The organism is Mesorhizobium sp. B2-5-4 (genome assembly GCF_006441095.1).
In the GTDB taxonomy this organism is placed as follows: domain Bacteria; phylum Pseudomonadota; class Alphaproteobacteria; order Rhizobiales; family Rhizobiaceae; genus Mesorhizobium; species Mesorhizobium salmacidum.
Map to the genome: position 1 here is coordinate 16,389 of NZ_VFUR01000025.1, position 14,586 is coordinate 30,974.

Consider the following 14,586-nt stretch of genomic DNA (forward strand, 5'->3'; position numbering starts at 1 on the left):
GAACGCCTAAAAAGGCAGTTTCATTCCCGGCGGGATGGGCAGGCCGGCGGTCAACGCCTTGGTTTTTTCCTGCATGATCTGCTCGACCTTGGCCTTGGCGTCATTGTGCGCGGCAAGAATCAAATCCTCGAGGATTTCGACCTCGTCTTCCCTAAACAAAGAGGGGTCGATCTTCAGCGACTTGATGTCGAACTTTCCGCTCAACGTGATGCTGACCAAGCCGCCGCCGGCCTGGCCGACGGCTTCGACCGTGGCGATCTCATCCTGCATGGCCTGGAACTTGGCCTGCATTTCCTTCGCCTTGCCCATCAGGCCGAGAAGATCTTTCATGGTCCGATCCTTTGCGGATTAGTGCTGGATATCAGGGTTCGTCGTCATCGGCCGGCGGCTCGACCGGTATTTCGGCGTCGGTCGCGTCGGCGTCCGGCGTATCGGGAATTCGCACATCGATGATCTTGGCGCCGGGAAAGCGGGCCAGGATGGCGGCCACGGTCGGGTCGTTCCTGGCGTCGAGGAAGGCGTTTTCACGCTTCGTCGATTCCATTTCGGCCAACGTCTGGCCGCCGTCTTCCTTCGACAGCGACACCAGCCAGCTGCGGCCGGTCCAGGCGCGCAGTTTCGTCGTCAGCTCGTTGAGCAGCATCTTGGGCGCGTCATCGGTCAGGCTGACGTCGATGCGGCCGGGTTCGATGTGCACCAGACGGATGCAGCGCTTGACCAGCACCTTGAAGGCGATGTCGCGCTGCGCGTCGGCGAGGGCAACGATGTCGGCCAGCGATTTCAGCGGTACGGCTTGCGTCTCCGGCGCAGGTTGCGGGGGCGCTACGAAGGCGGCCGGAGCGGGCGTGGCCTCGACCAGCCGCATGGTCTGCGCGCCGCCCGACCCGCCAGGAATGCGCGCCTGCGCCACGGCGCTGGCGCCATTGCCGCCTGCACCGCCATTGCCGGGGTTCACGGGCGCGCCGTTCGGGCGCGGCGCGGCGCCAGTCGTCGAAGCACCGTTCTCCAGCGATCTCAGCGCCTCGTCCAATGTCGGCAGGTCGGCGGCGTGCGCCAGCCGGATCAACACCATTTCGGCGGCACTGACCGGCCGGTTGGAGGACTGCACTTCGGGAATGCCCTTGAGCAGCATCTGCCAGGTCCGTGACAGCACGCGGACCGACAGCGCCCTGGCGAAATCGGCGCCGCGCTGGCGCTCGTCCTGCGACAGCGAGGCATCGTCCATGGCGGTCGGCACGAAGCGCAAACGGGTGACGAGGTGGTTGAACTCGGCCAGATCGGTGAGCACGGCGGCCGGATCGGCACCGGTGTCGTATTGCGCGCGGAATTCGCCGAGTGCTGCCGCCACATCGCCCTTCATCACATATTCGAACAGATCGACGATGCGGGCGCGGTCGGCCAGGCCAAGCATGGCGCGAACGGCCTCGGCGCTGACGGAGCCGGCGCCATGGGCGATCGCCTGGTCGAGAATGGAGAGCGAATCGCGGGCGGAACCTTCCGCAGCGCGCGCGATCATGGCCAGCGCGTCGTCGTCGACTGAAATGCCTTCCTTGCCGGCGACCGAGGAGAGATGCGCGACCAGCGCGCCGGCGTCGATGCGCCGCAGGTCGAAACGCTGGCAGCGCGACAGGACGGTGATCGGAACCTTGCGGATCTCGGTGGTGGCGAAGATGAACTTGACGTGCGGCGGCGGTTCTTCCAGCGTCTTCAGCAGGCCGTTGAAGGCCTGCGTGGACAGCATGTGCACTTCATCGATGATGTAGACCTTGTAGCGAGCCGAGACGGGCGCATAGCGCACGCGCTCGATGATGTCCCTAATGTCGTCGATACCGGTGTGCGAGGCGGCATCCATCTCGATGACGTCGACATGGCGGCCTTCCATGATCGCCTGGCAATGCTCGCCAAGCACGGCGAGGTCGACCGAGGGCTGGTCAACGGTGGCGGTTTTATAATTCAGGGCACGCGCCAGTATGCGCGCCGTCGTGGTCTTGCCGACGCCACGCACGCCGGTCAGCATCCAGGCCTGGGCAATGCGGCCAGTGGCAAAGGCGTTGGTGAGGGTGCGCACCATCGGCTCCTGGCCGACGAGCTCGGAGAAATTCGACGGACGGTATTTGCGCGCCAGCACGCGATAGGCAGCGGCCTTGCCCGTCGCCAGACTATCGGGCCCCGAATTTCCGGCTTCGCTCATTCGCCCGTTAAGCTCCAAAAGGCCGCCCAAAGGCGCCGATTCCTGCGCATAGTCTCGCCCGCGCTGCAATGCGTCGTCAATGTCGCGAGGAGGGCCGATGAGGTGGGAGGCTGGAACAATGACCCGTTCCGGGCTCGTTAGGGCTGCTTCCTTCCGGACCTGACCCGGTTGGCGAGTGGATCGTCCACCACCAACCTCCCGCTGTCCATATCGGCAATTGCGCGACGAAATGCAAGTGCGCAGGCAAATCGGCACCGCGAACCACGAGATTCGCTTGCAGCCCCGGTGCAGCCGCTTTAGCGTTCAGGGTTTGAGGAAGCCAAGAAAAGCAAGGGAAACGCCGATGCTGCCGGGCCTGAAGGCCGGATTCACGCTGGATGCCCGGCTGGAGGCTGACAGCGAGCAGTTGATGTGGCTTGGGCTGTGCGAATTGCGGGTGATGAACGACCGCCGCTGGCCATGGCTGCTCCTCGTGCCGCAGCGCCCGGGCGCGGAGGAAATCCACGACATGACGCCGCTCGACCAGGCGATGCTGACCTTCGAGACCAACATGGTGGCGCAGGCGCTGAAGAAGGTGAGCGGCTGCACCAAGATCAACACCGGCGCGCTCGGCAACATCGTGCGCCAACTGCATGTCCACATCGTCGCACGGTCCGAGGGCGACCCCGGCTGGCCCGGCCCGGTGTGGGGACATGGCCTGCGAGAGCCGTATGAGCGTTCCGACCTGCGCCGGTTTGCCGAAACGATAAGGGCAGCGCTATAAGCCTTCCCCGTGTCCATCCCAAGCATGTCCATCCCAAAGCAGCAGAGTCCCTATGAGCTTCCGTCTGTTTGACGCGCCCCTGCGCGAGCCAAGCCAGTTCGTCGGCTTTGCCGGCAACACGATCGACCGGCAATCCGAGAACCGCGCAGACGATTCGGTCGACAAGGCGCTGGCCGATCCGACGACACGGCTGCTTTTGATGAATGGCGGCCGGCTCCACCTGAAACTGGCGGATGGCGGTTTCGACCCTTGGTACCGCGTCGCCGAGAGCGAGCCCTTCCGCCCTTCCTTCGACCAAAGTGTCCTGCTCGGGTTTTCCGAACAGGGGCCGGTACTGGCGGTCTTGGCCGGCATCGATGCCGAACAGTTGCCTGAAACCGTCAAGGCGATCGATTACCGCTCGGTCTATATGCAAGGGCTGATCGACGAGGCCGCCGCCGGCGCGATGGCGCAAGGGGCGGCCCTGCTGGCTTGGCACGCCAGCCACCGCTTCTGCAGCAAATGCGGCACCGAATCGCAGATGCGGGCGGGTGGCTACAAACGCCATTGCCCCAATTGCGGCACCGAGCATTTTCCGCGCACCGACCCGGTGGCGATCATGCTGACGGCGACGCGGGAGAAATGCCTGCTCGGGCGCGGCCGGCATTTCGGGCCGGGCATGTATTCGGCGCTTGCCGGCTTCATCGAGCCGGGCGAGACGATCGAGGCGGCGGTGCGCCGCGAAACGCTGGAGGAAGCCGGAATACGGCTCGGCCGCGTCGTCTACCACGCCAGCCAACCCTGGCCGTTTCCCTATTCGCTGATGATCGGCTGCTTCGGCGAGCCGCTCAACGACGACATCCAGGCCGATCTCGACGAGTTGGAGGACTGCCGCTGGTTTTTGCGCGACGAGGTGCGCCTGATGCTGGACCGTGCGCACCCCCACGCCCTGGTCACGCCGCCGAAAGGCGCCATCGCGCATCACCTCATCCGTGCCTGGGTCGACAGCGAATTGTGAATATCGAAGTCATTGCAGGAGAGACAAATGATCCGTCACACCGTCGTCTTCACGCTGAAGCACCCGCCGCATTCGCTGGAGGAAAAGCGATTTCTCGTCGACGCCAGGAAAATCCTCTCGGCGATCCGGGGCGTCACGCATTTCGAGCAATTGCGGCAGATCAGCCCCAAGAACGATTATCGGTTCGGCTTCTCGATGGAGTTCGCCGACCAGGCCGCCTACACCAGGTACAATGACCATCCCGATCATGTCGCTTTCGTGCGCGACCGCTGGGTACCGGAGGTCGAGACCTTCATGGAAATCGACTACGTGCCACTGGGCTGGTAGCTCAATCCGCCACCTTCCACTGCTCGCGTGACTCACTGGCCGGATAGACGCCGAGGATCCGCACTTCCCGCGAGAAGAAGCGAAGCTCGTCCAGCGCCAGCTTGACCAGCGGATCGTCTGGGTGGCCCTCGATGTCGGCGTAGAACAGCGTCGCAGTGAAGGCGCCGAGCTGATAGCTCTCCAGCTTGGTCATGTTGATGCCGTTGGTGGCGAAGCCGCCCATGGCCTTGTAGAGCGCGGCCGGCACGTTGCGGACGCGAAAGATGAAGGTCGTCATCATCTTGACGTCGGGTGCCGGGCGCTCGGCCCATTGCTTGCTCTTGGTCAGGACCACGAAGCGGGTGACGTTGCTGTCGGTGTCCTCGACATTCTCCTCGATGACGTCGAGCCCGTAGAGCGTCGCGGCCAGCGCCGGGGCCAGCGCGGCCATGGTGCGGTCCTTGACCTCGGAGACCATCTTGGCGGCGCCCGCCGTGTCCCCCGCGACTACTCCCTTCCAGCCGTTCTTGCGAATGTATTTGCGGCACTGGCCGAGGGCGTGGATGTGGGTGTGCACGGTCTTGATCTCGTCGCGCCTGACGCCGGGCAGCACCATCAGCTGGAAATGGATCGGCAGGAAATATTCGCCGACAATGTGCATCCTCGATTCCGGCAGAAGATGGTGGATGTCGGCGACGCGTCCGGCGATGGTGTTTTCGATCGGGATCATGGCGAGATCGGCCTTGCCGGTCTCGACGGCATTGAACGCGTCCTCGAAGGTCGGGCAAGGCAACGGCTCCATCGAGGGATAGACGTTGCGGCAGGCGGTGTCGGAATTGGCGCCCGGCTCGCCCTGGAAGGATATTCTGTTGGTCTTTTCAGGCATGCGGATATCTCAGTTTGAAAGAATTTCCCTGGCGCGTTCCAGGTCATGCGGCGTGTCGACGCCAAGCGGCAGCGACTGCACGATCTCGGCGTCGATGCGCATGCCGGCCTCCAGTGCCCGCAGCTGCTCCAGCCGCTCGCGGCGCTCCAGCGGCGACGGCTTCAGCGCGACGAAACGCTCGAGCGCGGCGCGGCGATAGGCGTAGAGACCGATATGATGATAGAGCGGCCCCTCGCCCCACGGTGCCGTGGCCCGGGTGAAATAGAGCGCCCGCAACCGCGTGCCGGAGAGCGGCGAGCCGACGATCTTGACGACGTTGGAATTGGTCTTTTCCTCCTCGCGGACGATCTCGACGCCGAGCGTGGCGATATCCACCGTGGCGTCCTCGAACGGCCTGAGCGAGGCGGCGATGATGGCAGGATCGATGGTCGGCAGGTCGCCCTGCACATTGACAATCGTTTCGATCTTGCCCAGGGGATCAAGAGCAACCAACGCCTCGTGGATGCGATCCGAGCCGGACTCATGATCCATGCGCGTCATCACCGCCTCGAAGCCATGCGCGCGCACCGCCTCGGCCACGCTCTGCGTGTCGGTCGCCACCACCACCCGGCCAAGGCCGGCTTCGGCCGCGCGGCGGGCGACATGCACGATCATCGGCGCGCCTGATATATCGGCCAGCGGCTTGCCCGGCAGGCGGGTCGAGGCCATGCGGGCCGGTATCAGGATCAAGGTGGACATCGGTCTGGCAAGGCGTCCGAAATGAGGAGGGGAAAAGTGGCAAAAGGTCTCACTGGCAGCGCCCTTATAGGTGTTGCAACGCCCGAGCAAAAGACCTAGTTTCCGCCCGATTTGACCGGCTCTGGAGGGCAGGTCTCGATACCGACGGACGGAGTGGACGGATCAGTCCGCCGGAAAAGGGAGCAAGGGGCGAATGGATTCCAACGAAGTCAACAAACTGCTCGCCGGATTGCTCGGAACTGTCTTCGTCGTTTTCTCGGTCGGCCTGGTGTCGGACGCGCTGTTTGCCTCGCCGGCCCCGGAAAAACCCGGCTTCGCCATCGAGGCGACCGAACCTGCCGAAGGCGGCGCGGCTGCGCCGGCAGCAGCCGAAAAGCCGATCGCCGACCTGCTGGCCAGTGCCAGCGTCGACCAGGGCGCTGCCATCTTCAAGAAGTGCCAGGCCTGCCATTCCGGCGAAAAGGGCGGCCCAAACAAGGTCGGCCCCGATCTTTGGGATCTCGTCGACCGCCCGGTCGCCGAGCATGAAGGCTTCGCGTATTCGGCCGGCATGAAGGAATTCTCCAAGGGCGGCTCCGAGAAGTGGACCTACGACAACATCAACCACTTCATCACTTCGCCGAAGAAATTCGTGAAGGGCACGGCGATGGGCTTTGCTGGCCTGCCGAAGGAAGAAGACCGCGCCAACGTCATCGCCTATCTGCGCACGCTGTCGGACAATCCCAAGCCGCTGCCGGCGCCGGGCGCCGCCGCGGACGCCTCCGCGCCCGCCAAGCCAGCTGATGGAGCCGCCCCGGCAAAGCCTGCGGCGCCTGCCGCTCCGGCAGCGCCTGCGCCGGCCGCACCGGCAAAATAACCGGAAATACCATGGTCATCTTGAAAAAGCCGGGTTCTGCCCGGCTTTTTCGTCAGGGAAAACGCATGGTGCGGCGACAAAGCCGCGCATGGCGGTTTTCACGAGCGCCAAATCATCTAGATTGCGTCTGGATGATCCGCAGGCATGGCGAAGAGGACAGTGCATGACGGTTGGCCGAACGCTTCTAAGGTCGTTGCTGGCGGCGGCCCTGCTGGCGGCGGGGTTGCAGGCAACCCGGGCCGACGAGTGGCGGACCACCTCATCGCTGATCGGCGAATCCAAATACGGCGACAATTTCCAGCACTATGACTACGTCAATCCGAACGCGCCGAAGGGCGGCACGCTGAATTCGGTGCTGCTTGGCACCTATGACAGCTTCAATCCCTATATCGTCCAGGGATCGCCGGCGGCGGGTCTCGTCGGATACGGCGGCGGCCTGCTCTACGACACGCTGATGGAGCAGGCGACCGATGAGGGCAGCGTCAGCCATCCCCTGATCGCCGACGCCTACAAATACCCGGCTGACTATTCCTCGGCGACGTACCGGCTCGATCCGCGCGCCAAATGGCATGACGGCCAGCCGATCACCGTCGACGACGTGATCTGGTCGTTCAAGGTGCTGAAGGCGAACAGCCCGCAATACAGCCGCTATTTCGAGAACGTCACCGATGCGGTGGCAATCTCCGACCGCGAGGTCGAATTCCATTTCAACCAGAAGGGCAACCGCGAACTGCCCAAGATCATGGGCGACCTTGCCGTGCTGCCGAAACACTGGTGGGAAGGCACGGACGCCAGCGGCAAGAAGCGCGACATCACCAGGCCGACGTTGGAAATCCCGCTCGGCTCGGCCGCCTACAAGATCGCCAGCTTCAAGCCGGGTTCGGAGATCGTCTGGCAGCGCGTACCGGACTATTGGGCGGCCAAGCTGCCGGTGAAGGTAGGCCGCGAGAATTTCGACACGCGCCGATACACCTACATCCTCGACGACAATGCCGCCTGGCTTGCCTTCACCAAGGGCGGGCTGGAAGACATCAACCGTGAATACAGTTCCCGCAAATGGGCGACGGCCTATAATTTCCCGGCCATCAAGGCCGGCGACGTCATCAAGAAGGATTTCCAGACCCACTCGCCACAGCCGATGCAGGGCTTTGCTCTCAACCAGAGGCGGCCGCTGTTCCAAGACCGGCTGATCCGCGAAGCACTGACCATACCGTTCGATTTCGAAAGCATGAATCGTACGCTGTTCTTCGGTTTCAATACCCGAACATCAAGCTATTTCCAGGGTACCGAACTAGCATCCAGCGGATTGCCGCAGGGCAAGGAACTGGAAATCCTGGAAAAATACCGCGACAAGCTGCCGCCGGAACTCTTTACCCAGGAATTCAAGCTGCCTGTCTACGACTCTCCGCAAGCGGAGCGAAAGTACCTGAAGCAGGCCGTCGATCTCTTCGCCAAGGCCGGATGGGTCATCAAGGGCGGCAAGATGGTCAACGCCAAGACAGGCGCACCGTTCAAGTTCGAGATCCTCGGCTGGAATGACACAGACCAGGTGATCGCCAGCCCCTACATAGCCAATCTGCGCAAGATCGGCGTCGACGCTACTCTGCGCATCATCGACCAGACGCAGTACATCAACCGCGTCAACAACTTTGATTTCGATGTCGTGACGGGTCTGTTCGGCCAGTCGGATTCGCCCGGCAACGAGCAGCGCGATTTCTGGAGTTCCAAGGCGGCCGATGCGCCTGGTTCGCGCAACCTGATGGGCATCAAGGATCCAATCGTCGACGCGCTGGTCGATCGTATCATCTTCGCCACCGATCGCGATGATCTCGTCGCCGCCACACACGCACTCGACCGCGTCCTGCTGTGGAACTTCTATGTGGTGCCGCAATATTACCGTTCCGCGGTCTGGCTGGCCTATTGGAACAAGTTCAAGTTCCCCGACAAGCAGCCTGCCTATGTAGGCGCCGATATCGATTCCTGGTGGGTCGATCTCGACAAGGAAAAAGCGCTGGCGGCCAAATACAAGGGCGGCAATTGATGGGTAGAAAATCAATGGCGGTGCTGCCCCGCCGCGATTTTCTCGCCCTTGGCGCGGCTGCCACTGCCGCCGCCTTGCTGCCGCGCAAGGCTTTCGCCGATATTGCGACCGGCACCAAGCTGCACGGTCTGTCCGCCTTCGGCGATCTCAAATACAAGCCTGATTTCCCGCATTTCGACTATGTCAATGTCGACGCGCCTGTTGGCGGCATCTTCAATTTCTCGCCGCCGAATTGGGGCTACAATCAGGATACCCAGACCTTCAACACGCTGAACTCCTTCGCCAACAAGGGCGACGCGCCGCCGCGCATGGAGATGTGTTTCGACGCGCTGATGGTGCGGGCGCTCGACGAACCCGACGCGGTCTATGGCCAGATCGCGGATGGCGTGACGCTCTCCGACGACCGCAATGGCTTCACCTTCTCGCTTCGGCCCGAGGTGCGTTTCCATGACGGCACGCCGCTGACGGCGCAGGACGCAGCTTTCACCTTCAAGCTCTACAAGGAGAAGGGCCATCCCGACCTATCGCTGTCGCTGACGCATATGGTCGATGCCGTTGCCGTCGATGACCGCACGCTGCGGCTTACTTTTTCCGGCAAGCAATCCGCCCGCACCGTGCTCAACGTGGTGGAATTCCCGATCCTGTCCAAAGCCTTCTACACGGCAAATCCATTCGATTCCTCGCAATTGAACGCGCCGCTCGGCTCAGGTGCCTATAAGGTGGGGCGCCTTTCGGCCGGGGCGTGGATCGAATACGACCGGGTGGCGGACTATTGGGGCCGCGACCTTGCGGTCAATCGCGGCCAGAACAATTTCGACCGTATCCGCATCGAGTTCTACCAGAACCGCAACGCCGGATTCGAAGCCTTCAAGAAGGGTGAGATCACGTATCGCGAGGAATTCGTGTCACGCGTTTGGGCCACCGGCTATGACTTTCCGGCCTTGGCCGCCGGCAAGGTGATCAAGCACGAATTCCCGGCCGAGAAGCGGCCGTCCATGCAGGCCACGGCCGTCAACCAGCGGCGCGAGCAATTTCGCGATCCCAGGGTGAGGCAGGCGATTGCGCTGTGCTTCGACTTCGAATGGACTCGCCGCAACTTCTTCTACGGCTCCTACGAGCGCTCGCAATCGTGTTTCGAGAAATCGGATTTTCGCGCCGAAGGGCTGCCCTCGCCGCAGGAACTCGCTTTGTTGGAGCCGCTGCGAAGCCATCTCCCGGCAGAGGTCTTCGGCAAGGCAGTGACCCAGCCCGCATCCGACGGCTCCGGCCGTGACCGCAAGCTGCTTGGCCAGGCGGCAAAGCTTCTGTCCGCGGCCGGCTGGAAACGGTCGGGTGACTTCGTTGTCAATGCCAAGGGTGGCAGGCTTTCGGCCGAGTTTATGGTCGACGACGATACCTTCGTTCAGGTCTATTCGCCCTGGGTCGCCAATATGAAGGCGATCGGCATCGACGCCACGATCCGGCTGGTCGATTCGGCGCAATACCAGGCGAGACAGGCGAGTTTCGACTTCGACCTCTTGTCTGCTGCTTTTTCGTTCAGCGCGACGCCAACTCGCGATGATCTCGAAGTCTTCTTCCATTCGAGCACCGCCGGCGTCTCCGGTTCCCGTAACTTGCCGGGTATCTCCGATCCCGCGGTCGATGCGCTGATCAACGCAGTGGGCGCGGCAAAGGACCGTGAAAACCTGACCGTGGCCATGCGTGCGCTCGACCGGGTCTTGCGCGCGCGATGCGATTGGATTCCTAGTTGGTTCCTGGCGAATCACCGCGTCGCCTATTGGGATATGTTCGGCTTTGTCGAGCAAAAGCCCGATTTCGGCTTTCCGGTCGAGACGCTGTGGTGGTTCGATAAGGGCAAGGCGGCAAAAATTGGCAAAGGCTGAGATGTTCGCACGAGCAGGACGCGAGGCCTGATGGGCGCCTATATACTGCGCCGTATCCTTTTGATGATCCCGACCCTGTTCGGCATCATGGCGATATCCTTCGCCGTCATCCAGTTCGCCCCAGGCGGCCCGGTCGAGCAAGTCATCGCCAAGCTGACCAACCAGGGCGGCAGCGACCGCCTCGGCGGCGGTGGCGGCGACGCGGGCGGCTCCAATTTCGATGCTGCCGGCGATGTCGGTTCGAAATATCGCGGCGCCCAGGGTCTCGACCCCGAATTCATCAAGAAGCTGGAAAAGCAGTTCGGCTTCGACAAGCCGCCGCTCGAACGCTTCGGCATGATGCTGTGGAATTACGCCAGGTTCGATTTCGGCAACAGCTATTTCCGCGATATTTCCGTGCTCGACCTGATACTTGAGAAGATGCCCGTTTCGATTTCGATCGGGCTCTGGATCACGTTGTTGTCCTATCTGATCTCGATCCCGCTCGGCATTCGCAAGGCTGTGAAGGACGGCAGCCCCTTCGACGTCTGGACCAGCGGCGTCGTCATTGTCGGCTATGCCATTCCGGGCTTCCTGTTCGGCATCCTTTTGATGGTGCTGTTTGCCGGCGGCTCGTTCTGGGACTGGTTCCCATTGCGCGGCATCGTTTCCGACAATTGGGACCAGTTGTCCTGGCCGGCCAGGATTGCCGATTATTTCTGGCACATGACCTTGCCGCTGACGGCGCTGGTGCTGTCGGCCTTCGCCACGACGACGCTTTTGACCAAGAACTCGTTCCTGGAGGAAATCCGCAAGCAGTATGTGGTGACGGCGCGCGCCAAGGGCCTGTCGGAACGGCAGGTGCTTTACGGGCACGTCTTCCGCAACGCCATGCTGATCGTCATCGCCGGCTTCCCGGGCGCCTTCATCTCGGCCTTCTTCACCGGCTCGCTGCTGATCGAGAACATCTTTTCCCTCGACGGGCTCGGCCTGCTCGGCTTCCGGTCGGTGGTCGAGCGCGACTATCCCGTGGTGTTCGCCAACCTCTATATCTTCTCGCTGCTTGGCCTGTTCGTCGGGCTCCTGTCCGACCTGATGTACACCTGGGTCGATCCGCGCATCGATTTCGAGCGGAGAGACGTCTGATGTCGGAGGCAAGCGTTACCGCCGGTGTCTTGCCGGAGCGGCTCCCACGCCCGTTCCTGTCGCCGCTCAACAAGCGTCGCCTGCAGAATTTCAAGGCCAACCGGCGCGGCTACTGGTCGCTGTGGATTTTCCTCGTTCTGTTCGTCCTGTCGCTGTTTGCCGAATTCATCGCCAACGACAAGCCGATCATCGCTTCCTACAAGGGCGAAATCCTTTTCCCGGTGATGGTCGCTTACCCCGAGGAAAAATTCGGCGGCTTCTATGCCGTCACTGACTATCGCGACCCGGTAATCCAGGACGAGATCAATGCCCATGGCTGGATGATCTGGCCGCCGATCCGCTATTCCTACCAGACCGTCAACAACGCCATTCCCGAAGCGGCACCCGCCAAGCCGTCGTGGGAATATGACGCCAAGACGCGCTGCAACCAATATCCACAAGGAGCCGATGACCCCGCCTGCAATGTCGGTAACTGGAACTGGCTCGGCACCGACGACCAGGCGCGCGACGTGCTGGCGCGCGTCATCTACGGTTTCCGCATTTCGGTGCTGTTCGGCCTGATCCTGACCGCGGGCTCGGCGCTGATCGGCGTCGGCGCCGGTGCGTTGCAGGGCTATTTCGGCGGCTGGACCGATCTGCTGTTCCAACGCTTCATCGAGATCTGGTCGGCGATTCCCGTGCTTTATCTGCTGCTCATCGTCGCCGCCATCCTGCCGCCGGGCTTCTTCATCCTGCTTGGCCTGATGCTGCTGTTCTCCTGGGTGGCGCTGGTAGGCGTGGTGCGAGCCGAGTTCCTGCGCGCCCGCAACTTCGAATATGTCAACGCGGCGCGCGCGCTCGGCGTGCGCAACCGCACCATCATGTTCCGGCACCTGCTGCCCAACGCGATGGTGGCGACATTGACCTTCCTGCCCTTTTTGCTGAGCGGATCGATCTCGACGCTGACCTCGCTCGACTATCTCGGCTTCGGCCTGCCGCCCGGCTCCGCCTCGCTCGGCGAACTGCTCAAGCAGGCGCAGCGCAACCTCAATGCGCCTTGGCTCGGCATATCCGGCTTCGTCGTCATCTCGCTGATGCTGTCGCTGCTGGTCTTTGTCGGCGAGGCGACGCGCGACGCCTTCGATCCGCGCAAGACGTTCAAATGAGCGAAGCCCCCTTGCTCAGCGTCCAGGACCTCAGCGTCGCCTTCAGCCAGGACGGCGGCCAGTCTGTCGCCGTCGACCATATATCGTTCGACATCGCCAGGGGCGAGACGGTGGCGCTTGTCGGCGAATCCGGCTCCGGCAAATCGGTCTCGGCGCTATCGGTGCTGAAGCTGCTGCCCTACCCCAGCGCCAGCCACCCATCGGGCAAGATCCTGTTCCAGGGCGCCGACCTGCTGGCCATGAGCGAGAAGCAATTGCGGCAGGTGCGCGGCAACAAGATCACCATGATCTTCCAGGAGCCGATGACCTCGCTCAATCCGTTGCACACGATCGAGCACCAGATCGTCGAGATCCTGAAGCTGCATCAAGGCATGAGCGACCGTCCGGCCAAGGCGCGCACGCTGGCCCTGCTGAAAGAGGTCGGCATCCGCGATCCGGAAAAACGGCTCGATGCCTATCCGCACCAGCTTTCGGGCGGCCAGCGCCAACGCGTCATGATCGCCATGGCGCTCGCCAACGAGCCGGAACTGTTGATCGCCGACGAGCCGACGACGGCGCTCGACGTCACTGTTCAGGCACAGATCCTCGAACTGCTCGCGGGCCTCAAAAGCCGCAAGGGCATGTCGATGCTGTTCATCACTCATGACCTCGGCATCGTACGCAAGATCGCCGATCGGGTCTGCGTGATGACCAAGGGCAAGATCGTCGAGACCGGACCGACCAAGGACATCTTCACTAGCCCGCGCCACCCCTATACGCGTCATCTTCTGGCCGCAGAGCCGAAAGGCAAGCCACCAGCCGCCAATGCCGAAGCCAAGCCTGTCATGACCGGCAAGGACATCAAGGTCTGGTTTCCGATCAAGCAGGGCTTCTTCCGGCGCACTGTCGATCATGTGAAGGCGGTCGACGGCATCGACGTCACGGTGCGCGCCGGCCAGACGCTGGGCGTGGTCGGAGAATCCGGCTCCGGCAAGACCACGCTCGGCCTGGCGCTGGCGCGCATGATCTCGTCGACCGGAACCATCAAGTTCAACGGCCGCGACATCAACCAGCTCACCTTCAACGCGATGCGGCCGCTCAGGCGCGAACTGCAGATCGTCTTCCAGGACCCGTTCGGTTCGCTCAGCCCGCGCATGTCGATCGCCGAGATCATCGAGGAAGGCCTGAAGATCCACGAGCCGAAGCTGTCGCCCGACGAGCGCGATGACAAGGTGGCCGCCGTGCTGAAGGAAGTCGGCCTCGACCCGGCGACCCGAAACCGCTATCCGCACGAATTTTCCGGCGGCCAGCGCCAGCGTGTCGCCATCGCGCGCGCCATGGTGCTCAACCCGCGCTTCGTCATGCTGGACGAGCCGACATCGGCGCTCGACATGAGCGTGCAGGCGCAGGTCGTCGATCTCCTGCGCAATTTGCAGGCCAAGCACGACCTCGCCTATCTCTTCATCAGCCATGACCTCAAGGTCATCCGGGCGCTGGCCAATGACGTCATCGTCATGCGCAACGGCCAGATCGTCGAAGCCGGCCCTTCCGAACAGATTTTTGGAAATCCGCAAACCGACTATACTCGGGCGCTGATCTCGGCCGCCTTCAAGATCGAGACGGCGCCGACAGGCGTGGTCAGCGAGTGATCCGCATAAGGAAGGACTGAACGAACC

Annotated in this window: 13 protein-coding genes and 1 other RNA gene; 9 read left to right on the forward strand and 5 right to left on the reverse strand. The window is 62.6% G+C overall.

The features are described 5' to 3' along the window. Positions 1-6: 6 nt before the first annotated feature. The 3 genes from FJ492_RS24770 to ffs all read right to left on the reverse strand — a co-directional run bounded on the left by FJ492_RS24770 (position 7) and on the right by ffs (position 2,390). Positions 7-330 (reverse strand): YbaB/EbfC family nucleoid-associated protein, encoded by a 324-nt coding sequence (locus FJ492_RS24770; protein WP_027142071.1) that lies wholly within the window; start codon positions 328-330, stop codon positions 7-9. Positions 331-361: 31 nt separating this feature from the next. Next, on the reverse strand, positions 362-2,191 hold the full coding sequence (locus tag FJ492_RS24775) for a DNA polymerase III subunit gamma/tau (RefSeq protein ID WP_140772714.1): 1,830 nt from the start codon (positions 2,189-2,191) through the stop codon (positions 362-364). Between the two features lie 102 nt (positions 2,192-2,293). Beyond that, an RNA gene (ffs, locus tag FJ492_RS24780) (signal recognition particle sRNA small type) lies at positions 2,294-2,390 on the reverse strand. Positions 2,391-2,534: 144 nt separating this feature from the next. Between ffs and FJ492_RS24785 the strand changes: the two genes are divergently transcribed. From FJ492_RS24785 to FJ492_RS24795, 3 genes are read left to right on the forward strand one after another with little or no spacing between them, the layout of a single operon-like run. Then, the gene (locus FJ492_RS24785; RefSeq protein ID WP_140716064.1) at positions 2,535-2,954 is read left to right on the forward strand and encodes an HIT family protein; all 420 of its coding nucleotides are present in this window, start codon (positions 2,535-2,537) and stop codon (positions 2,952-2,954) included. A gap of 52 nt (positions 2,955-3,006) precedes the next feature. Next, positions 3,007-3,951: an NAD(+) diphosphatase gene (nudC, locus tag FJ492_RS24790; protein ID WP_140507714.1), complete on the forward strand. Its 945-nt coding sequence runs from the start codon at positions 3,007-3,009 to the stop codon at positions 3,949-3,951. A 27-nt stretch (positions 3,952-3,978) separates the two neighbouring features. After that, a complete protein-coding gene (locus FJ492_RS24795; protein ID WP_140507716.1) occupies positions 3,979-4,278 on the forward strand; it encodes a Dabb family protein in 300 nt (99 codons plus the stop codon). A gap of 1 nt (position 4,279) precedes the next feature. On the opposite strand, the gene FJ492_RS24800 is transcribed toward FJ492_RS24795, so the two are convergent. Both FJ492_RS24800 and FJ492_RS24805 read right to left on the reverse strand, forming a co-directional pair. After that, the gene (locus FJ492_RS24800) at positions 4,280-5,143 is read right to left on the reverse strand and encodes a prephenate dehydratase (RefSeq protein WP_140507718.1); all 864 of its coding nucleotides are present in this window, start codon (positions 5,141-5,143) and stop codon (positions 4,280-4,282) included. 9 nt (positions 5,144-5,152) lie between these two features. Further along, positions 5,153-5,881, reverse strand: coding sequence for a 3-deoxy-manno-octulosonate cytidylyltransferase (locus FJ492_RS24805; protein WP_140772716.1), 729 nt, complete (start codon positions 5,879-5,881; stop codon positions 5,153-5,155). 193 nt (positions 5,882-6,074) lie between these two features. Here FJ492_RS24805 and FJ492_RS24810 point away from each other — a divergent pair, with 193 nt between their 5' ends. The 6 genes from FJ492_RS24810 (at position 6,075) to FJ492_RS24835 (ending at position 14,559) form a co-directional block, all read left to right on the forward strand. Then, the gene (locus FJ492_RS24810) at positions 6,075-6,737 is read left to right on the forward strand and encodes a cytochrome c family protein (RefSeq protein WP_140716056.1); all 663 of its coding nucleotides are present in this window, start codon (positions 6,075-6,077) and stop codon (positions 6,735-6,737) included. 163 nt (positions 6,738-6,900) lie between these two features. Then, positions 6,901-8,778: an extracellular solute-binding protein gene (locus FJ492_RS24815; protein ID WP_140772718.1), complete on the forward strand. Its 1,878-nt coding sequence runs from the start codon at positions 6,901-6,903 to the stop codon at positions 8,776-8,778. 14 nt (positions 8,779-8,792) lie between these two features. Continuing rightward, the gene (locus FJ492_RS24820; protein WP_140772764.1) at positions 8,793-10,661 is read left to right on the forward strand and encodes an extracellular solute-binding protein; all 1,869 of its coding nucleotides are present in this window, start codon (positions 8,793-8,795) and stop codon (positions 10,659-10,661) included. A 30-nt stretch (positions 10,662-10,691) separates the two neighbouring features. After that, positions 10,692-11,786, forward strand: coding sequence for a microcin C ABC transporter permease YejB (locus tag FJ492_RS24825; protein ID WP_027142081.1), 1,095 nt, complete (start codon positions 10,692-10,694; stop codon positions 11,784-11,786). After that, complete coding sequence (locus FJ492_RS24830) at positions 11,786-12,931, forward strand: ABC transporter permease (protein WP_140507725.1); 1,146 nt, start codon at positions 11,786-11,788, stop codon at positions 12,929-12,931. The genes FJ492_RS24825 and FJ492_RS24830 overlap by 1 nt, the downstream gene beginning before the upstream one ends. Continuing rightward, positions 12,928-14,559 (forward strand): ABC transporter ATP-binding protein, encoded by a 1,632-nt coding sequence (locus FJ492_RS24835; protein ID WP_140772720.1) that lies wholly within the window; start codon positions 12,928-12,930, stop codon positions 14,557-14,559. Before FJ492_RS24830 ends, FJ492_RS24835 begins: the two co-directional genes overlap by 4 nt. The last annotated feature ends 27 nt before the right edge of the window (positions 14,560-14,586 follow it).